General features: G+C 54.1%; 17 protein-coding genes. 11 read left to right on the top strand and 6 right to left on the bottom strand.

Features of this window, described 5'->3' with window-relative positions:
- Positions 1-284: 284 nt before the first annotated feature.
- Positions 285-1331, bottom strand: a complete 1047-nt coding sequence (locus ABIE11_RS06590; protein ID WP_102104866.1) for a YeiH family protein — start codon at positions 1329-1331, stop codon at positions 285-287.
- Between the two features lie 121 nt (positions 1332-1452).
- On the opposite strand from ABIE11_RS06590, the gene yieE reads away from it, so the two are divergent.
- The 3 genes from yieE (at position 1453) to cirA (ending at position 6183) form a co-directional block, all read left to right on the top strand.
- Positions 1453-2319 carry a DNA-binding transcriptional regulator YeiE gene (yieE, locus tag ABIE11_RS06585; protein ID WP_100779516.1) on the top strand — a complete coding sequence of 289 codons (867 nt, stop codon included), beginning with the start codon at positions 1453-1455 and terminating at the stop codon, positions 2317-2319.
- Between the two features lie 130 nt (positions 2320-2449).
- Positions 2450-3919 carry a lysine-specific permease gene (lysP, locus tag ABIE11_RS06580; protein WP_100779517.1) on the top strand — a complete coding sequence of 490 codons (1470 nt, stop codon included), beginning with the start codon at positions 2450-2452 and terminating at the stop codon, positions 3917-3919.
- Positions 3920-4212: 293 nt separating this feature from the next.
- The gene (gene cirA / locus ABIE11_RS06575) at positions 4213-6183 is read left to right on the top strand and encodes a catecholate siderophore receptor CirA (protein WP_429184169.1); all 1971 of its coding nucleotides are present in this window, start codon (positions 4213-4215) and stop codon (positions 6181-6183) included.
- Positions 6184-6278: 95 nt separating this feature from the next.
- Here the strand turns inward: cirA and fghA are convergent, their stop codons facing one another.
- A complete protein-coding gene (fghA, locus tag ABIE11_RS06570) occupies positions 6279-7115 on the bottom strand; it encodes an S-formylglutathione hydrolase (protein WP_100779519.1) in 837 nt (278 codons plus the stop codon).
- A gap of 138 nt (positions 7116-7253) precedes the next feature.
- On the opposite strand from fghA, the gene ABIE11_RS06565 reads away from it, so the two are divergent.
- From ABIE11_RS06565 to mglC, 7 genes are all read left to right on the top strand, one after another.
- On the top strand, positions 7254-8402 hold the full coding sequence (locus tag ABIE11_RS06565; RefSeq protein WP_102104862.1) for a YbfB/YjiJ family MFS transporter: 1149 nt from the start codon (positions 7254-7256) through the stop codon (positions 8400-8402).
- Positions 8403-8506: 104 nt separating this feature from the next.
- A complete protein-coding gene (gene folE / locus ABIE11_RS06560; protein WP_100779522.1) occupies positions 8507-9175 on the top strand; it encodes a GTP cyclohydrolase I FolE in 669 nt (222 codons plus the stop codon).
- Between the two features lie 16 nt (positions 9176-9191).
- Positions 9192-10349 carry a DUF418 domain-containing protein YeiB gene (yeiB, locus tag ABIE11_RS06555; protein ID WP_429184168.1) on the top strand — a complete coding sequence of 386 codons (1158 nt, stop codon included), beginning with the start codon at positions 9192-9194 and terminating at the stop codon, positions 10347-10349.
- Positions 10350-10504: 155 nt separating this feature from the next.
- Positions 10505-11527: an HTH-type transcriptional regulator GalS gene (galS, locus tag ABIE11_RS06550; protein WP_100779524.1), complete on the top strand. Its 1023-nt coding sequence runs from the start codon at positions 10505-10507 to the stop codon at positions 11525-11527.
- Between the two features lie 295 nt (positions 11528-11822).
- Positions 11823-12821 (top strand): galactose/glucose ABC transporter substrate-binding protein MglB, encoded by a 999-nt coding sequence (gene mglB / locus ABIE11_RS06545; protein ID WP_063143782.1) that lies wholly within the window; start codon positions 11823-11825, stop codon positions 12819-12821.
- 81 nt (positions 12822-12902) lie between these two features.
- Entirely contained in the window at positions 12903-14423 is a 1521-nt protein-coding gene (gene mglA / locus ABIE11_RS06540) for a galactose/methyl galactoside ABC transporter ATP-binding protein MglA (RefSeq protein WP_100779525.1), read from the top strand.
- Between the two features lie 15 nt (positions 14424-14438).
- Entirely contained in the window at positions 14439-15449 is a 1011-nt protein-coding gene (gene mglC, locus ABIE11_RS06535; RefSeq protein ID WP_100779526.1) for a galactose/methyl galactoside ABC transporter permease MglC, read from the top strand.
- 40 nt (positions 15450-15489) lie between these two features.
- On the opposite strand, the gene sanA is transcribed toward mglC, so the two are convergent.
- The 4 genes from sanA to ABIE11_RS06515 form a co-directional block, all read right to left on the bottom strand.
- Positions 15490-16209: an outer membrane permeability protein SanA gene (gene sanA, locus ABIE11_RS06530; RefSeq protein ID WP_100779527.1), complete on the bottom strand. Its 720-nt coding sequence runs from the start codon at positions 16207-16209 to the stop codon at positions 15490-15492.
- A gap of 128 nt (positions 16210-16337) precedes the next feature.
- Positions 16338-17222: a cytidine deaminase gene (gene cdd / locus ABIE11_RS06525; protein ID WP_102104859.1), complete on the bottom strand. Its 885-nt coding sequence runs from the start codon at positions 17220-17222 to the stop codon at positions 16338-16340.
- Positions 17223-17350: 128 nt separating this feature from the next.
- Complete coding sequence (locus ABIE11_RS06520; RefSeq protein ID WP_429184167.1) at positions 17351-18046, bottom strand: CidB/LrgB family autolysis modulator; 696 nt, start codon at positions 18044-18046, stop codon at positions 17351-17353.
- On the bottom strand, positions 18043-18441 hold the full coding sequence (locus tag ABIE11_RS06515) for a CidA/LrgA family protein (RefSeq protein ID WP_100779530.1): 399 nt from the start codon (positions 18439-18441) through the stop codon (positions 18043-18045). Before ABIE11_RS06515 ends, ABIE11_RS06520 begins: the two co-directional genes overlap by 4 nt.
- Before the next feature lie 217 nt (positions 18442-18658).
- Here ABIE11_RS06515 and ABIE11_RS06510 point away from each other — a divergent pair, with 217 nt between their 5' ends.
- Positions 18659-18925 (top strand): hypothetical protein, encoded by a 267-nt coding sequence (locus ABIE11_RS06510; protein WP_100779531.1) that lies wholly within the window; start codon positions 18659-18661, stop codon positions 18923-18925.
- Positions 18926-18938 lie beyond the last annotated feature (13 nt).

Raw genomic sequence — 18938 nt, 5'->3', positions numbered from 1 at the left:
TAGTAGCCGCCAGACCCTCGTTGCTTACATATCTCTTTGCTTTTGGCATAGCGACTGCCGGAGGAAATAATGCTTGTCGAGTGGCACTTAGAGTAGTCAGTGCCGAGAGGGTGAAAGAAGATAATAAAACAGTCGCTCCTACCTGCCCGGTTGGGACGGTAAAAAATGAAAAACTGCCGCCTTCAAAGAAGACGGCAGTTCAACATGGTTACCCGAGCAAAACTGAGAGTGGTTTACGAGATAGTCGCAATTCAGAATTTATTTATATTCATCAAATGGATGCATTAAGCTAACGCATAATGTACCGCCAGGTTGATCGCCCCGCCGCCCACAATCAGCCAGACAAACAGTACCAGTGCCATCAGTAGCGGTTTGGCCCCGGCTTTTTTCAGCGCGCTGACGTGGGTGGTGACGCCCAGAGCGGCCATCGCCATCGCCAGCATGACGGTATCCAGTGTAATCAGCATATCGACCACTGCTTTTGGCAGCAGATGGAACGAGTTAAACACCGCCACCACAATAAACAGAACGGCGAACCAGGGAATGGTGATTTTGCTTTTCTCGCCTTTGCCTGCTGGCGAAAGTTGTTTTACGCGTGCCGCCAGAATAATCAGGAACGGGGCCAGCATCATCACGCGCAGCATTTTGGCAATCACCGCCGCATTTTCGGCATCCGGGTTGATGGCATGACCGGCCGCCACAACCTGCGCCACTTCATGCATGGTCGAACCAATATAGATCCCGTAGGCCTCCGGCGTGAACCAGTGCGCCAGCAGCGGGTACATGGCCGGATAAAGGAATATCGCCAGCGTACCGAAGATCACCACCGTCGCCACCGCAACGGTCACTTTACTCGACTCGGCTTTCACCACTGGTTCTGTTGCCAGCACGGCCGCGGCCCCACAAATACTGCTCCCCGCGCCAATCAGCCAGCTGGTTTGTTTGTCGAGGCCAAAGACCTTTTGCCCGATAAAGCAGGCCAGCATAAAGGTGCTGGTCAGCGTTAACACGTCGATGGCAATGCCGCTCACGCCGACGTCGGCAATCTGCGCAAAGGTGAGGCGAAAACCATAAAGAATGATGCCCAGGCGCAGCAAATGTTGTTTGGCAAACAGCACCCCCCCGTCGCAGGCGGACCAGATTTTTGGGTAGACCGTATTGCCGACCACCATCCCAAGCAGGATCGCCAGCGTCAATGCGCTAAATCCTGCCCCGGCGACGGCCGGAATACTGCCACCCCATAATGCCACCCCGGTGATCAATGCACTTAGCGCAAGCCCAGGAACGTAATGCCACAGTGTTCGATGATGATGCACAGTGAGTTCAGTCATAGCCTTCTCCTTTCAATGGTTAAAAGGTTACGGCGCTCTGGCTTAAAAATAAAATTGATTATATATTTATAATTAATCTTTATAAGTGGTAAGCGGCGCGCTTACCGGGTGGAAGGCCACGATGCACATAACATTACGTCAACTGGAAGTTTTCGCCGAAGTGCTGAAAAGCGGGTCGACCACCCAGGCTTCGCAGCGGCTGGCCTTGTCTCAGTCGGCGGTCAGCGCCGCGCTGACGGATCTAGAAGGGCAGCTCGGGGTGCAGCTTTTCGACAGGGTAGGGAAGCGGCTGGTGGTGAACGAACACGGACGTCTGCTTTACCCGCGCGCGCTGGCGCTACTGGAGCAGGCTGTCGAAATTGAACAGCTGTTCCGGGAAGACAACGGGGCGATCCGTGTGTATGCCAGCAGCACCATTGGCAACTATATTCTTCCGGAAGTGATTGCCCGCTATCGCCGCGATTTCCCGGCATTGCCGCTGGAGATGAGCGTCGGCAACAGCCAGGATGTGATTAATGCGATTATTGATTTCCGCGTGGACATCGGGCTTATCGAAGGGCCGTGCCATAACGTGGATATCATTGCGGAACCCTGGCTGGAAGATGAGCTGGTGGTATTTGCCTCTCCCGCCTCTTCCTTATTACAGGGCGAGGTGACGCTGGAACGCCTGGCGCAGGCGCCGTGGATTTTACGCGAGCACGGTTCAGGCACGCGCGAAATCGTCGATTATCTTTTGCTCTCGCATTTGCCGCAGTTTCAGCTGGGCATGGAGCTGGGTAATTCCGAGGCGATTAAACACGCCGTGCGGCACGGTCTTGGGATCAGCTGTCTCTCCCGTCGCGTCATCGCCGAGCAGCTCGAAAGCGGTTCCTTGATTGAAATTCCGGTTCCACTGCCGAAGCTGGTGCGCACCCTGTGGTGTATTCATCACCGCCAAAAACACCTTTCGAATTCGTTGCAGCGGTTTTTGCGCTATTGCGAAATCTAGTCCAGGCTCTGCTTTACTTATAATTCCGGAGCCGTCATGAAGCTCTCTTATAACAGAGCATTTCTGCCGGAAGGTTCGCGGATCGTCTGCTACAATCTCGCCTCATTTTTTGAATGGACAGCATTTTCATATGGTTTCCGAAACTAAAACCACAGAAGCGCCCGCGCTACGCCGCGAACTCAAGGCGCGTCACCTGACGATGATCGCCATTGGCGGTTCTATCGGTACAGGTCTTTTTGTTGCCTCTGGTGCAACTATTTCAGCGGCAGGCCCGGGTGGCGCGCTGTTTTCTTACATGCTGATTGGCCTGATGGTGTACTTCCTGATGACCAGTCTGGGCGAACTGGCAGCTTACATGCCGGTATCCGGCTCTTTCTCCACTTACGGCCAAAAATACGTTGAAGAAGGCTTCGGCTTCGCGCTGGGCTGGAACTACTGGTACAACTGGGCGGTGACCATCGCCGTTGACCTCGTGGCCGCACAGCTGGTCATGAACTGGTGGTTCCCGGACACGCCAGGCTGGATCTGGAGCGCGCTCTTCCTGGCCGTTATTTTCCTGCTGAACTACATCTCCGTGCGCGGTTTTGGCGAAGCGGAGTACTGGTTCTCACTGATTAAAGTCGCGACCGTTATCATCTTTATCGTCGTCGGTGTGGCGATGATTGTCGGCATCTTCAAAGGGGCGCAGCCAGCGGGTTGGAGCAACTGGCAGATTGGCGAAGCGCCGTTCGCCGGTGGTTTTGCGGCAATGATCGGTGTGGCGATGATTGTCGGCTTCTCCTTCCAGGGCACCGAGCTGATTGGTATCGCGGCGGGTGAATCTGAAGATCCAGAGAAAAACATTCCGCGTGCCGTGCGTCAGGTGTTCTGGCGTATCCTGCTGTTCTATGTGTTCGCGATCCTGATTATCAGCCTGATTATTCCTTACACCGATCCAAGCCTGCTGCGTAACGATGTCAAAGACATCAGCGTCAGCCCGTTCACGCTGGTCTTCCAGCATGCCGGTCTGCTCTCTGCGGCAGCGGTGATGAACGCGGTGATCCTGACGGCGGTGCTGTCGGCGGGGAACTCAGGGATGTACGCTTCAACGCGTATGCTCTACACCCTGGCCTGCGACGGTAAAGCGCCACGTATTTTCTCTAAACTGTCTCGCGGCGGTGTACCGCGCAACGCGCTGTATGCAACCACGGTGGTGGCGGGCCTGTGCTTCCTGACGTCGATGTTCGGCAACCAGACGGTTTACCTGTGGCTGCTGAACACCTCCGGTATGACCGGCTTTATCGCCTGGCTGGGGATTGCGATTAGCCACTATCGTTTCCGCCGCGGCTATGTGAAGCAGGGGCATGATATTAACGATCTGCCGTACCGCTCTGGTTTCTTCCCGTTAGGGCCAATCTTCGCCTTCATTCTGTGCCTGATCATCACGCTCGGCCAGAACTACGAAGCCTTCCTGTCAGACACCATCGACTGGGGCGGCGTCATGGCGACGTACATTGGTATCCCTCTGTTCCTGATCATCTGGTTTGGTTACAAACTGACGAAAGGAACCCGATTCGTCCGCTACAGCGAAATGGAATTCCCTGGACGAATCAAACAATAATTGCACTTCCTCTCTTTTAGCCCGCTCATTCGAGCGGGTTTTTTTATCCCCACAGTATGCATAAATGACATAATTGTTAACAATTGAATTGATAATAATTATCGTTTGTTTTATCGTTATCGCCGTTATCAAAAGGATGAAGGAGTCAGCGTCGCGTTTTTGAAAGGACGATGACGTTACTGCCACACCTGCAAAGAAACACACAGCCGACTGGCCAAAGAAGCCGGCGGTATGCAATGCACTGTGAGCAATAATTATTTGATATTGTTGTGTTTACCTCATGGAGATATGGAATGTTTAGGTTAAATCCCTTCGTACGGGGAGGACTCTGTGCGTCTGCACTGTCCCTGGCGTTACCGGTTATTGCGGCTGAGTCCGGCGATACCCTGGTTGTCACGGCGTCTGCCACTGAACAAAACCTCAAAGATGCACCGGCCAGTATCAGCGTCATTACTCAGGAAGATCTGCAGCGTAAACCCGTTCAGAACCTGAAAGATGTGTTACAGGACGTGCCAGGTGTGCAACTCACCAACGAAGGGGATAACCGTAAAGGGGTCAGTATCCGTGGGCTGGATAGCAGCTACACCCTGATTCTGGTGGACGGTAAGCGCGTCAACTCCCGCAACGCCGTCTTCCGCCATAACGATTTCGATCTCAACTGGGTTCCGGTCGATGCCATCGAGCGTATCGAGGTGGTGCGCGGCCCGATGTCATCGCTGTACGGGTCCGATGCGCTGGGCGGGGTGGTAAACATCATCACCAAAAAAATCGGCCAGAAATGGACCGGCACCTTGACCGCCGACACCACGATTCAGGAACATCGCGATCGCGGTGACACCTACAACGGTCAGTTCTTTACCAGCGGTCCGCTGGTGGATGGCGTGCTGGGGCTGAAAGCCTACGGTAGCCTCTCTAAACGCGAAAAAGATGACCAGCAGGAATCCTCAACCTCTGCGACGGGCGAAACGCCGCGCATTGAAGGGTTCACCAGCCGCGACGCTAACGTCGAATTCGTCTGGACGCCGAATCAAAACCACGATTTCACCGCAGGCTACGGTTTCGACCGTCAGGACCGCGATTCAGACTCTCTCGATCAGAACCGCCTCGAGCGCCAGAACTACTCCCTGAGCCACAACGGGCGCTGGGATGTCGGCAACAGCGAGCTGAAATTCTACGGCGAGAAAGTCGATAACAAAAATCCTGGCAACCGCAGCCCGATTACCTCCGAAAGCAACAGTATCGACGGGAAATATGTCCTGCCGCTTGGTGAAATTAACCAGCTGCTGACCTTCGGCGGCGAATGGCGACACGATAAACTGAAAGATCCGGTGAACCTGACCGGCGGCTCCAGCAGCAACACCTCTGCCAGCCAGTACGCGCTGTTTATTGAAAACGAATGGCGTATTTTTGAACCGCTGGCGTTGACCACTGGCGTGCGTATGGACGATCACGAAACCTACGGCGACCACTGGAGCCCGCGTGCGTATCTGGTCTATAGCGCAACCGACACCGTGACGGTGAAAGGCGGCTGGGCGACGGCCTTCAAAGCTCCCTCCTTACTGCAGTTAAGCCCGGACTGGACCACCGGCTCGTGCCGTGGTGCCTGTGAAATTGTCGGTAGCCCGGATCTGAAACCAGAAACCAGCGAAAGCTTCGAGCTGGGTCTTTACTATGCCGGGGAAGAGGGCTGGTTAGAGGGCGTTCAGGCCAGTATTACCACCTTCCAGAACGATGTGGATGACCGTATCAGCATCCTCCGCACCGCAAACGTAAATCAGGCGCAGAACTATCCAAACTACGTTGGACTGAATGCCGATGGTGAGCCGATTTTCCGCTACTACAACGTCAACAAAGCGCGTATTCGCGGCGTGGAAACCGAGCTGAAATTCCCGCTGGCCGAAGACTGGAAAGTGACGCTGAATTACACCTACAACGACGGACGTGATATCAGCAACGGCGGCAACAAACCGCTCTCCGAGCTGCCATTCCATACCGCGAACGGAACCGTGGACTGGCAGGCAACGCAGGACTGGTCCTTCTATATGCAGGGTAACTACTCTGGCGAAAAACGTGCCATCACCGCCGGCGATGCAACGCCAGGGGGGTATGTTGTCTGGAATACCGGTGCAGCGTGGCAGGCAACGAAAAATGTCAAACTGCGTGCAGGCGTGCAAAACCTGCTGGATAAAGATCTCAGCCGCGACGATTACAGCTATACGGAAGATGGCCGCCGTTACTTTATGGCAGTGGATTACCGCTTCTGATAGCGAGCTGGCCGGGTGAAGGTTATGCCTTTCCCGGCCAACGCTTGCGCTCAGTATTGGCCCGGTTTGCGTAGCTCACCGGGCAACAGGCTGGGTTATTTCAGTAAATACTCTGCATGGAAGCGGAGATGATCTTCGATAAACGAGGCAATAAAGTAATAGCTATGATCGTGCCCCGGCTGGATACGCAGGGTCAAAGGCCAGCTTTTCTGTCGCGCCACTTCCGCCAGCACTGCGGGCTGCAGTTGATCGGCGAGGAACTGATCGGCATCACCCTGATCGATAAGCGTCGGGATCGCCTGTTCCGGAAGGCTTGCCTGCATCAGCGCACAGCTATCCCATTCCTGCCATGTGGTGACATCATCGCCCAGATAATTCGAAAACGCTTTCTGCCCCCAGGGTACCTGAGTCGGGTTCACAATCGGCGCAAAGGCGGAGACGCTGGTGAATTGACCCGGATTTTTAAGCGCCATAATTAACGCGCCGTGTCCGCCCATCGAATGCCCGCTGATGGCCGCGCGGTCACTCACGGCAAACTGCGCCTGGATTAGAGCAGGCAGCTCGTCGCGAATGTAATCGTACATCCGGTAGTGGCTCGCCCAGGGCTGTTGGGTCGCATTCAGATAAAAACCCGCGCCTTTACCCAGATCGTATCCGGCGTCGTCAGCGACATCATCGCCGCGCGGGCTGGTGTCGGGCATCACCAGCGCAATGCCTAATTCAGCCGCAACGCGCTGTGCACCCGCTTTAGTGGTGAAGTTCTCATCGTTGCAGGTCAGGCCGGAGAGCCAGTACAGCACCGGTGGCTTAACGTTACCGGTGACCGGTGGCAGAAAGATGCTGAACGTCATCGCGCAGTTCAGCGTGGTGGAGTCGTGCCGCCAGCGCTGCTGCCGACCTTCAAAACAACGGTGCTCTTCGAGCAGTTCCATGCAAGGCTCCTGATTTTGTGTCGATATTCACTCAATCCATAATACAGATTATTCATTCACCTGTGAGCAACTTTCACTTCCGCATTAAGTCGATATGTTGCATCATGAATTAACTAAATTTTAACAATTGGGGCGATCATGGCGCTGCGTATCGCGCTCAGCGGATTTGTGGTTTTGGTGGTGGCGATGGGGATAGGGCGCTTTGCTTTTACGCCTCAGGTTCCGCTGATGATTTCGGCCGGACAGCTGACGCTGACCAGCGCCGGGCTGGTGGCCGCCATGAACTATCTGGGCTATTTAGTTGGCGCGTGGGATGCCATGCGGGCGCACCGGTTTGTTGAAGGGCGTCTCTATCTCGGGATCTTCGGCGCGGTAGCGCTGACGCTGCTGTCAGCCGTCGCGGATAACGCCATCATTCACGGCCTGATTCGTTTCGCGATCGGCTGCATGAGCGGCTGGTCGATGGTGCTGATTGCCGCCTGGACCAACGAACGGCTGGCTCATTTTGGTAAGCCGGGGCTTAGCGCGGCGGTCTTTGCCGGGCCGGGGGCGGGCATTGCCTTAAGCGGCCTGCTGGCGGTCTATATTCAGGCACGCTCGCTTTCAGCAGGCGCGGCGTGGCAGATTTATGGCGTGCTGGCGCTGATTCTCATCGTGCTGGTGGCGCGCTATCTTCCGCGCGGCGGGCAGTTGCATCGGCCGGGAACGGCGCCGGAGCCGCTGGTGCTGACCACCGATTTACGTCGCCTGGTCTGGAGCTACAGCCTGGCAGGGTTTGGCTACATTCTTCCGGCTACCTTTTTATCGCAAATGGCGGCCGTGCGTTTCCCTGGCAGCCTGTTTGCGCAGTTTGTCTGGCCCGTCTTTGGCGCGGCGTCTGTCATCGGGATTGCGCTGAGCATCGCCCTGCGCCACGTCTCGACATCGAACCGCCGTCTGTCGATTGTCCTGTGGTTGCAGGGGCTGGGCGTGTTTGCCGCCTGGTTGATGCCAGGGATCGGTGGCCTGATAACGGGCGCACTGCTGGTGGGCGGTGGGTTCCTCTGTGCCGTGCAGCTCTCCCTGCTGTGCGGCCGCGAACTGGCCCCGAACCACACCCGTTATATGGCCGGTTTACTGACTACGGGGTATGCGCTCGGTCAATTGGTTGGGCCGGTCACGTCGGCACTCTCGACCTGGCTTACCCATCAGCTTGAGCCGGCGCTGGGCCTTGCAGGGCTGGCGTTGTTTGTCGGCGGAGCACTGGTCTGGGATCGTCAGGCCGAAAGGCAGCAGCAATTGCAATAATTATCGCTGTGAATACTGGATTATGTGCGCCACCTCACGCACAATGAGCGCACACTTTTGCTTCAAAGAGGGCAAAAGGCAGCCACACCTGCAGGAGAAAAATAATGCCATCACTCAGTAAAGAAGCCGCTCTCGTTCACGAAGCTTTAGTCGCGCGTGGTCTTGAAACCCCGCTGCGTCCGCCTGTTAATGAACTGGACAACGAAACACGCAAACGTCTTATTTCCGGGCACATGACCGAGATCATGCAGTTGCTGAATCTCGACCTGAGCGACGACAGCCTGATGGAAACTCCGAATCGCATCGCCAAGATGTATGTCGATGAGATTTTTTCCGGTCTCGATTACGCCAATTTCCCAAAAATCACCGTCATCGAAAATAAAATGAAAGTCGATGAAATGGTGACTGTGCGTGATATCACTCTGACCAGCACCTGCGAACACCATTTCGTGACTATCGACGGCAAAGCGACCGTGGCCTATATCCCGAAAGATACGGTGATTGGTCTGTCCAAGATCAACCGCATTGTGCAGTTCTTTGCCCAGCGTCCGCAGGTACAAGAGCGCTTAACGCAGCAGATTCTGACGGCGCTGCAAACGCTGCTTGGCACCAACAATGTGGCTGTATCTATTGATGCCGTCCATTATTGCGTCAAAGCGCGCGGCGTTCGCGATGCAACCAGCGCGACCACCACCACGTCGCTGGGTGGCCTGTTTAAATCCAGCCAGAACACCCGCCAGGAGTTCCTGCGCGCCGTGCGTCACCACAACTAACCACAGGGCAGGATAGATGGAGCGTAATGTCACGCTGGATTTTGTACGTGGCGTTGCCATTCTCGGTATCCTGCTACTGAATATCGCCGCTTTTGGACTGCCCAAAGCGGCGTATCTCAATCCCGCCTGGTATGGCGATATTACCCGCAGCGACGCCTGGACATGGGCGATTCTCGATCTTTTCGCGCAGGTTAAATTCCTCACGCTCTTTGCGCTCCTCTTCGGCGCAGGGCTGCAGCTGCTCCTCAAACGTGGCAAACGCTGGATACAGTCGCGGCTGACGCTGCTGGTACTGCTCGGCTTTATCCATGGCCTGTTTTTCTGGGATGGCGATATTCTGCTGGCCTATGGATTAGTCGGACTGATTTGCTGGCGGATGATCCGCGATGCCCACGACGTAAAAAACCTGTTCAATACGGGGGCGATCCTCTACCTGATTGGCATCGGCGTACTGTTGCTGCTGGGAATGATCTCTGGCGGGTCGACCAACCGCTCATGGATCCCGGATGCAGCGAATCTGCAGTATGAACAGTTCTGGAAGCTGAAAGGCGGCGTGGAGGCGATCAGCAATCGCGCGGATATGCTCGGCGATAACCTGATCGCCCTCGGCGCGCAGTACGGCTGGCAGCTGGCGGGAATGATGCTGATGGGCGCGGCACTAATGCGCACCGGCTGGCTGAAAGGGGAATTTAGTCTCGCTCATTACCGCCGGACCGGGTGTGCGCTGGTGCTGACTGGCGTCATCATCAATCTGCCCGCAATTGTCGCGCAGTGGATGCTGGGCTGGGATTACCGCTGGTGCGCGTTCCTGTTACAGGCCCCGCGTGAGCTGAGCGCCCCGTTCCAGACCATCGGCTACGCGGCGTTGATTTACGGCTTCTGGCCGCAAATGGTCCGTTTCCGACTGGCGGCTGCCGTGGCCTGCGTTGGCCGGATGGCGCTGAGCAATTATCTGCTGCAAACCCTGATCTGCACCACGCTGTTCTATCATTTCGGCCTGTTTATGAAATTCGACCGCCTTCATCTGCTGGCGTTTGTTATTCCGGTCTGGGCAGTGAATCTGGTGTTTTCGGTCATCTGGCTGCGTTTCTTCCGCCAGGGACCGCTGGAATGGTTGTGGCGTCAATTAACCGTACGTGCTGCAGGTGTATCATTGACTAATACATCCAGATAACGATCTGGATCACAATCATTAACAAAACGGATGTAAACGTTTTCATCTGTGTGAGCTTCTTCACGTAGTCCCCTCCTTGTCACTGCCAGAATAGCCTCCTTGCTAAACACAGGGGGTGTCTGTGAGTTGCTGCAATCCTTTTAAGGATGGTGAATATGATCACCATTCGTGACGTAGCCCGCATCGCGGGTGTTTCTGTTGCTACCGTCTCCCGCGTGCTGAATAACAGCGCGCTGGTCAGCCCTGAAACGCGTGAAACCGTGATGAAAGCGGTGACGCAGCTCGGCTATCGGCCCAACGCCAATGCGCAGGCCCTCGCCACCCAGGTGAGCGACACCATTGGCGTGGTGGTGATGGATGTATCGGATGCCTTCTTTGGTGCGCTGGTTAAAGCCGTGGACGTTGTCGCCCAGCAGCACCACAAATATGTGCTGATCGGTAACAGCTACCACGAGGCTGAAAAAGAGCGTCACGCCATTGAGGTGTTGATCCGCCAGCGATGTAACGCCCTGATTGTCCACTCAAAAGCCTTGAGCGATGAGGAGCTGGCGGGGTTTATGGATCAAATCCCAGGCATGGTTCTCATCAACCGCGTGGTGCCGGGGTACGCCCACCGCTGTGTCACGCTGGACAACGTCAGCGGGGCGATGATGGCGACGCGCATGCTGCTCAATAACGGCCATCAGCGCATCGGTTATCTCGCCTCCAGCCACCATATTGAAGATGACGATATGCGACGGGAAGGCTGGCAAAACGCCCTGAAAGAAGCCGGGATTGTGCCGTCAGACAGCTGGATTGGCACCGGTTCGCCGGATATGCCGGGAGGGGAGGCCGCGATGGTCGAACTGCTCGGACGGAATCTGCAACTGACCGCCGTCTTTGCCTACAACGACAGTATGGCCGCCGGGGCGCTCACTGCGCTGAAAGACAACGGCATTGCGGTGCCGCAGCATCTGTCGTTGATTGGTTTTGATGATATTCCGATTGCCCGTTACACGGACCCGCAGCTCACAACCGTGCGCTATCCGATTGCGTCCATGGCCCGTCTGGCAACGGAGCTGGCGTTACAGGGCGCCGCAGGGCAGCAGGATTTGAGCGCAACACACTGTTTCATGCCGACTTTAGTACGCCGCCATTCTGTGGCTGTTAAACAAATTGTGGCTCCGATCACTAACTGATTACGTCAGGTGATGTAACCGTTTTCAATCTGTGAGTAAATTCACAGTATCTTAACAAGCCGCTGACTATGATGTCAGCGTTTTAGGAGCTGAAACGCTATGTAACGGTGATTAATCACTTTCACTATAGCCAAAGTGCCCCAAACGACAAATAAAACGCATTACTGGAGCGTTACCGAACACGGAAGATAGAAATTTTATAAGTGAACTTCGGCTGTCAGTAACGTTTTTCTAACATCTGCCCGCCGACCGTTATTCACAAGAACTACCCTGCATAAAAAAAACCGGAGATACCATGAATAAGAAGGTGTTGACTCTGTCTGCTGTTATGGCAAGCATGCTTTTTGGTGCAGCTGCGCACGCTGCGGATACCCGTATTGGTGTGACAATCTATAAATACGACGACAACTTTATGTCTGTTGTTCGTAAAGCTATCGAGAAAGATGCTAAAGCAGCGCCAGACGTTCAGCTGCTGATGAATGACTCCCAGAACGACCAGTCCAAACAGAACGACCAGATCGACGTTCTGCTGGCGAAAGGCGTGAAAGCCCTGGCCATCAACCTGGTTGACCCGGCAGCTGCAGGCACCGTTATTGAAAAAGCACGTGGCCAGAATGTGCCTATCGTCTTCTTCAACAAAGAGCCTTCCCGCAAAGCGCTGGACAGCTATGACAAAGCCTTCTATGTCGGTACTGACTCTAAAGAGTCCGGTATTATTCAGGGCGATCTGATCGCGAAACACTGGGCTGCGAACCCGAACTGGGACCTGAACAAAGACGGTCAGATTCAGTTCGTTCTGCTGAAAGGCGAGCCGGGCCACCCGGATGCTGAAGCACGTACCACGTATGTGATCAAAGAGCTTAACGACAAAGGTCTGAAAACCCAGCAGCTGGCGTTAGATACCGCGATGTGGGATACCGCTCAGGCGAAAGATAAGATGGACGCATGGCTGTCTGGTCCGAACGCTAACAAAATCGAAGTGGTTATCGCCAACAACGATGCGATGGCAATGGGTGCTGTTGAAGCACTGAAAGCCCACAACAAATCGTCTATCCCTGTCTTCGGCGTGGATGCCCTGCCAGAAGCGCTGGCACTGGTTAAGTCTGGCGCAATGGCCGGTACCGTTCTGAACGATGCGAATAACCAAGCTAAAGCAACCTTCGATCTGGCGAAAAACCTGGCCGATGGCAAAGGTGCGGCTGATGGCACCAACTGGAAAATCGAGAACAAAATCGTTCGCGTTCCTTACGTGGGCGTAGACCAGTCAAACCTGGCTGAGTTTATCGGTAAATAAGTTAGAGATTGCATGTTCTCACAGGGCGCAATTCGTTGCGCCCTTTTATAACGCGATATGCGAGGCCGTCAAGGTATAATTATGGTCAGCACAAATACTCAGTCGTCAGGCGAATTCTTGTTAGAAATGAGCAATATTAACAAGTCTTTTCCCGGCGTTAAGGCTCTCGACAATGTTAATTTAAAAGTACGTCCTCACTCTATTCATGCGTTGATGGGGGAGAATGGTGCGGGTAAATCAACATTATTAAAATGCCTTTTTGGGATCTATCAAAAAGATTCTGGTAGCATTCTTTTTCAGGGGAAAGAGATCGACTTCCATTCCGCCAAGGAAGCACTGGAGAATGGTATTTCGATGGTTCACCAGGAATTAAACCTGGTGCTTCAGCGTTCTGTTATGGACAATATGTGGCTGGGTCGTTACCCAACCAAAGGCGTATTTGTCGATCAGGACAAAATGTATCGCGACACCAAAGCGATTTTTGATGAACTGGATATTGATATTGACCCGCGCGCCCGCGTAGGCACCTTATCCGTTTCACAAATGCAGATGATTGAAATTGCCAAGGCTTTCTCCTATAACGCGAAAATCGTGATTATGGATGAGCCAACGTCATCCCTGACGGAAAAAGAGGTGAACCACCTTTTCACCATTATCCGTAAGCTGAAAGAGCGTGGCTGTGGCATCGTCTATATCTCGCATAAAATGGAAGAGATCTTCCAGCTGTGCGATGAAATCACCATTCTGCGTGACGGCCAGTGGATCACCACTCAGCCTCTCGAAGGGCTGGATATGGACAAGATCATCGCCATGATGGTCGGCCGCTCCCTGAACCAGCGCTTCCCGGACAAAGAGAACAAGCCGGGCGAAGTGATTCTGGAAGTTCGCAACCTTACGTCTTTGCGCCAGCCCTCTATCCGCGATGTCTCCTTCGACCTGCATAAGGGCGAAATTCTGGGTATCGCAGGCCTGGTTGGTGCGAAACGTACCGATATCGTGGAAACCTTATTTGGTATCCGTGAAAAATCGGACGGCACCATTACGCTGCACGGTAAGCGCATTAATAACCATAACGCCAACGAAGCGATTAACCATGGCTTTGCCCTGGTGACCGAAGAGCGTCGTTCGACGGGGATTTATGCTTATCTGGATATTAACTTCAACTCGTTAATCTCCAATATTCGTAACTATAAAAATAAAATGGGCCTACTGGATACTTCCCGCATGAAAAGCGATACCCAGTGGGTTATCGACTCGATGCGTGTAAAAACCCCAGGGCACCAGACGCAAATCGGTTCACTTTCCGGCGGTAACCAGCAGAAGGTTATTATTGGTCGCTGGTTATTAACGCAGCCAGAAATTTTAATGCTTGATGAACCGACGCGCGGTATTGACGTAGGTGCAAAATTTGAAATCTATCAGCTGATTGCTGAACTGGCTAAAAAGAATAAAGGGATCATTATTATTTCTTCCGAAATGCCGGAATTGTTAGGGATCACAGATCGTATTCTGGTTATGAGCAATGGTCTCGTTGCCGGAATTGTTGACACCAAAACGACAACGCAAAACGAAATTCTCCGTCTTGCGTCTTTGCACCTTTAAGATCAGGGGCTCCTCATGAGTGCGTTAAATAAAAAAAGTTTTCTCACTTATCTGAAAGAGGGCGGTATTTACGTCGTTCTTTTAGTATTACTGGCCATTATTATTTTCCAGGACCCTACGTTCTTAAGTTTGCTTAACTTGAGTAACATTTTGACCCAGTCCTCCGTGCGTATCATCATCGCGCTGGGCGTGGCGGGGCTGATTGTGACTCAGGGTACGGACCTGTCAGCAGGGCGCCAGGTAGGTCTGGCGGCGGTTGTGGCCGCCACGCTGTTGCAGTCGATGGAAAACGCCAACAAGGTGTTCCCGGAGATGGCCACCATGCCAATTATCGTGGTGGTGCTGATTGTCTGTGTGGTGGGTGCCATCATCGGTCTGATCAACGGTATTATCATCGCCTATCTCAACGTGACGCCGTTTATCACCACGCTGGGTACGATGATTATCGTTTACGGTATCAACTCCCTGTACTACGACTTCGTGGGCGCATCCCCGATTTCTGGTTTCGACAGCGGCTTCTCGACCTTCGCGCAGGGCTTTGTGGCGCTGGGCAGTTTCCGTCTCTCCTACATCACCTTCTACGCGCTGATCGCCGTGGCCTTTGTCTGGGTGCTGTGGAACAAAACGCGCTTCGGTAAAAACATCTTCGCTATCGGCGGCAACCCGGAAGCAGCAAAAGTGTCCGGCGTTAACGTGGCCCTGAACCTGCTGATGATTTATGCCCTGTCCGGCGTGTTCTATGCCTTCGGCGGTTTGCTGGAAGCGGGTCGTATCGGCTCAGCGACGAACAACCTCGGCTTCATGTACGAACTGGATGCTATCGCAGCCTGTGTGGTAGGCGGCGTCTCCTTCAGCGGCGGTGTAGGTACGGTCGTCGGCGTGGTGACGGGTGTAATCATCTTTACCGTTATCAACTACGGATTGACCTATATCGGTGTGAACCCGTACTGGCAGTACATCATCAAAGGTGCGATTATCATCTTTGCGGTGGCGTTGGATTCCCTGAAATACGCCCGTAAGAAGTAATCTTTCCAAAACGAAAAACCCGCTCACGAGCGGGTTTTTTTTATTTCTTCTCTTTCTTCTGCAATTCCAGCAGTTGGTCCGGGGTAACCGCCGGATAATCCTGCGCATCCTCAGGCACCTGATGCATCTCCGGAATCGGCACCAGCGGGCCTAAAAAGCGCGGTTCACGTTTGAAGAGATAGAGATCCGCCAGCGCGCCAAAGCGTGCGCCAAACTCACGCACACGAACGCTCCACATATCTTTCGGAGAAGGGACCGCGTAGCACTGCGCCTGAATCCCCATATGCAGGGCAATAAACAGCGCGCGCTCGCAGTGGAAGCGCTGGGTAATGATAATAAAATCGTTAGTATCAAAGACTTTACGCGTACGCACAATGGAGTCCAGGGTGCGGAATCCGGCATAGTCGAGAACGATATCCGCCGGATCGACGCCTGCGGCAATCAAATCTTTGCGCATGGTCATCGGCTCGTTATAGCTTTGCTGGGCGTTATCGCCGCTTAGCAGCAGGTAATTGACCTTGCCGCTGTTGTAGGCGTTTAGCGCCCCCTGAATGCGGTAGCGGTAGTACTGATTAATCACGCCGGTGCGATAATACTTGGCCGTCCCCAGCACCACACCCACCTGGCGATAAGGCAAATCCTGCAGATCGTCAAAGATATAGGGGGCGGTTTTCCAGCTCATCCAGCGGTCGAGGCCGAGCACAGTCAACAGCAGAATGCCGACCAGGACACACAGGCTGTAAAACACGCGCTTTAACATGAAGATGGCTCGTTCCGTGGAGGGAAATTTCACTCAGGCTACTTTACCCGCCTGGTAATCGCAAGAAACAGCGGTTTGATTGGGGGGAATTTCATCAGCAGGCGGGCATTTCTGCCCGCACAGTTCAATTACGCCAGCAGCGTACGGTCGATACTGGTACAGCCGAGTGCCTTGAGGGTGGCGGCGGTGGCGTCCCACTGGATCAGCGGCGCATCGGCTTTTTCTGCCAGAATCGCACGCTGAATATCCGGATAGTCGTACCCGTTGAGGCTCAGCAGGTTCAGGGCGCCTTGCAGCGGTGGCAGCGTTGGGTTGAATGCCGCGTTTTCGGCATAGCTGCCGCTGAAGATTTTGCCATCACGCAGCTCCAGCGCCACGCCGCTCGGCGACTTGCTGTACGGCGTATGACTTTTGTTTGCCGCGGCAATGGCCGCTTGCGCCAGTTCATCGCCCGCTAACGCATAGCCATGATCCTGGTCGTCCATCAGCAGGGTTTTAATATCCAGGTCTTTCGGACCAAAGGCATCCGGCAGGTAATCGCCCAGCGTATGCGGCTCACGGCCTGGCAGGTTGATGCGCAGTTGCAGACCGCTGTTCAGCTCATTCATAAACTGACGGCAGTGACCGCAAGGGGTGTAGTTCACGGTGATAGCCTGCAGCGCTTTCTCACCACGCAGCCAGGCATGGCTGATGGCGCTCTGTTCTGCATGGACGGTCTGTTGCATGGTCGCACCAAGGAACTCCATGTTCCCGCCGAAATACCAGGTCCCGCTCACGCCGCGCGCAATCGCGCCAACGTTAAAGTGGGAGAGATCGGCTCTGGCGCAGGCGGCAGCCAGCGGCAGTAGTGCGAAAGCCAGCGCGTCTTCGTCCAGTCCCGTAGCCTGTTTAAGCGTCGTGACCTGCTCCGCAGTCAGCAGGGCGGGGAAGTGCGTATCCGCCAGAACCGGAGCCAGGGCTGATTGCAAATTCTCTGCGAGCTGGGCAAAAGCAGTTTGAAAACGTGGGTGCATGGCAATGCCTCATAAAGGTTAATGGATCGGTAGTGTACGGAGCCAATAGCGCTTTATATGTGATCTAGTTCTCATTATGTTTGCAACTTATGAAAACAAAATGAAATTTGCGCGACGCATCGCAAATTTTAGCCCATTACCGCCAGAATAATTGGGAACAGGAACGGAGCGATCAGCGAGGTCATGATCCCGCAAATCACCAGCGCCAGCGAACTGAACGCGCCTTCCTGATAGTCCAGCTCGGCGCAGCGCGCAGTGCCGAGGGCGTGGGAGGCCGTACCCATCGCCAGCCCGCGGGCGGCTTTGGTACGGATACGCATGACATTGAGCAACGTATGGCCAAACACCGCACCCAGGATCCCGACAAAAATCACGCACATGGCGCTAATGGCCGGGATACCACCGATGCTGCCGCCCACGGCCATCGCAATCGGCGTGGTCACGGATTTCGGCAGAATAGAGGCGGCGATTTGCGGCGACGCCCCCATCAGCAGCGCCACTGACGTCCCCGTTACCATGGCGACGACGCTACCAATCAGACAGATGGTAATGATCGATTTCCAGCGCGCGCGGATCTGATGCAGCTGCTCATAAAGCGGAAACGCCAGCGCCACGACGGCAGGCTGGAGCAGATCGTTTAAAATTTTGCTGCCCGCAAAATAGCGTTCGTAAGGAATGCCGGTGAGCAGCAGGAACGGAATAATCACCACCATCGCCACCAGCAGCGGGTTGAGAAGCGGCATCTTGAAACGCGCGGCAAGTTTACGTGCGGCGAAAAATACCACCAGTGTTAGTGGCAGAGACCACCAGATATTGGCCATCATTTTTTACTTCCTTTCTGCCCAACGACTTTGCGTTCGCCATGTACCAGATGCGAACTCCAGCTCACGACCAGGAACACGACCAGCGTACTCACCGCGCAGGAGACCAGAATCGGGCCGTACTGGGCTTTAAGCAGATCGTAATATTGCATCACGCCCACGCCTATCGGCACAAACAGCAGCGCCATATAGCGGATCAGCACGAAGCAGCCAGGGTTGACCCACTTCGCGGGCAGAATTTGCAGCGCCAGCAGCAGAAAAAGAATCAGCATGCCGATAATGCTGCCGGGAATGGTGATCGGTAGCAGGGACGAAATGAAAATCCCGGCATACAGGCAGGCATAGATCAGAATAAAAGCACGCAGATACTGCCAGAGGGTATTCAGAGTTTTGATCATGGTGAAAGTCCTTGATGGAACGCATTCATCATACAATTAAACATAGAAACGTGCTACGGATCACATCATGATTTTTGAGCATACCAGACATTCCTATTTGGAACGTTAGGCAATTCCCCAGCATTCATAGCAAAAGCCATACAAAACAGTGTAGTTGCGGTGACTATTTTTGAAGCAGTGATATGATAAAAGCCATTCCCGCGATCAGGAGATTCTAATGTCAGAATTCATTTTTTTCCGGAAAGGGACACAGATTTTCGCCGTGGAGAAGGGCAATGCGGAAGGTTCATCGCACCTGGAAGCACAGGGCTATGAGCAGGAGTTTGAAGAGATCACGGCGCCCGATGCCCAAAGTGCGCTGGCGCGTTACAACGATATCAAAAAAGAAGATGAGCTGAACGTCTACGCCTTCGCGCTGGGCCCGACATTCACGCTGCTCATCGTGGTCGTTCTGACGGCGGTGGCCTACGTCGTAATGAAATAGACGCGCGTTAAGC

The organism is Lelliottia sp. 489 (assembly GCF_050435885.1).
Lineage (GTDB): Bacteria > Pseudomonadota > Gammaproteobacteria > Enterobacterales > Enterobacteriaceae > Enterobacter > Enterobacter nimipressuralis.
Note: the sequence above shows the minus strand (reverse complement) of the source record. Positions and strands in the feature narration are given on the sequence as shown.

Bases quoted from the DNA above. Each gene is read 5' to 3' on its own strand.
- mglB (WP_063143782.1), top strand. From the start codon at position 11,823: ATGAATAAGAAGGTGTTGACTCTGTCTGCTGTTATGGCAAGCATGCTT.
- sanA (WP_100779527.1), bottom strand. From the start codon at position 16,209: ATGTTAAAGCGCGTGTTTTACAGCCTGTGTGTCCTGGTCGGCATTCTG.
- ABIE11_RS06515 (WP_100779530.1), bottom strand. From the start codon at position 18,441: ATGATCAAAACTCTGAATACCCTCTGGCAGTATCTGCGTGCTTTTATT.
- ABIE11_RS06510 (WP_100779531.1), top strand. From the start codon at position 18,659: ATGTCAGAATTCATTTTTTTCCGGAAAGGGACACAGATTTTCGCCGTG.
- cdd (WP_102104859.1), bottom strand. From the start codon at position 17,222: ATGCACCCACGTTTTCAAACTGCTTTTGCCCAGCTCGCAGAGAATTTG.
- yeiB (WP_429184168.1), top strand. From the start codon at position 9,192: ATGGAGCGTAATGTCACGCTGGATTTTGTACGTGGCGTTGCCATTCTC.
- ABIE11_RS06565 (WP_102104862.1), top strand. From the start codon at position 7,254: ATGGCGCTGCGTATCGCGCTCAGCGGATTTGTGGTTTTGGTGGTGGCG.
- yieE (WP_100779516.1), top strand. From the start codon at position 1,453: ATGCACATAACATTACGTCAACTGGAAGTTTTCGCCGAAGTGCTGAAA.
- folE (WP_100779522.1), top strand. From the start codon at position 8,507: ATGCCATCACTCAGTAAAGAAGCCGCTCTCGTTCACGAAGCTTTAGTC.
- ABIE11_RS06590 (WP_102104866.1), bottom strand. From the start codon at position 1,331: ATGACTGAACTCACTGTGCATCATCATCGAACACTGTGGCATTACGTT.
- mglA (WP_100779525.1), top strand. From the start codon at position 12,903: ATGGTCAGCACAAATACTCAGTCGTCAGGCGAATTCTTGTTAGAAATG.
- cirA (WP_429184169.1), top strand. From the start codon at position 4,213: ATGTTTAGGTTAAATCCCTTCGTACGGGGAGGACTCTGTGCGTCTGCA.
- galS (WP_100779524.1), top strand. From the start codon at position 10,505: ATGATCACCATTCGTGACGTAGCCCGCATCGCGGGTGTTTCTGTTGCT.
- ABIE11_RS06520 (WP_429184167.1), bottom strand. From the start codon at position 18,046: ATGATGGCCAATATCTGGTGGTCTCTGCCACTAACACTGGTGGTATTT.
- fghA (WP_100779519.1), bottom strand. From the start codon at position 7,115: ATGGAACTGCTCGAAGAGCACCGTTGTTTTGAAGGTCGGCAGCAGCGC.
- mglC (WP_100779526.1), top strand. From the start codon at position 14,439: ATGAGTGCGTTAAATAAAAAAAGTTTTCTCACTTATCTGAAAGAGGGC.
- lysP (WP_100779517.1), top strand. From the start codon at position 2,450: ATGGTTTCCGAAACTAAAACCACAGAAGCGCCCGCGCTACGCCGCGAA.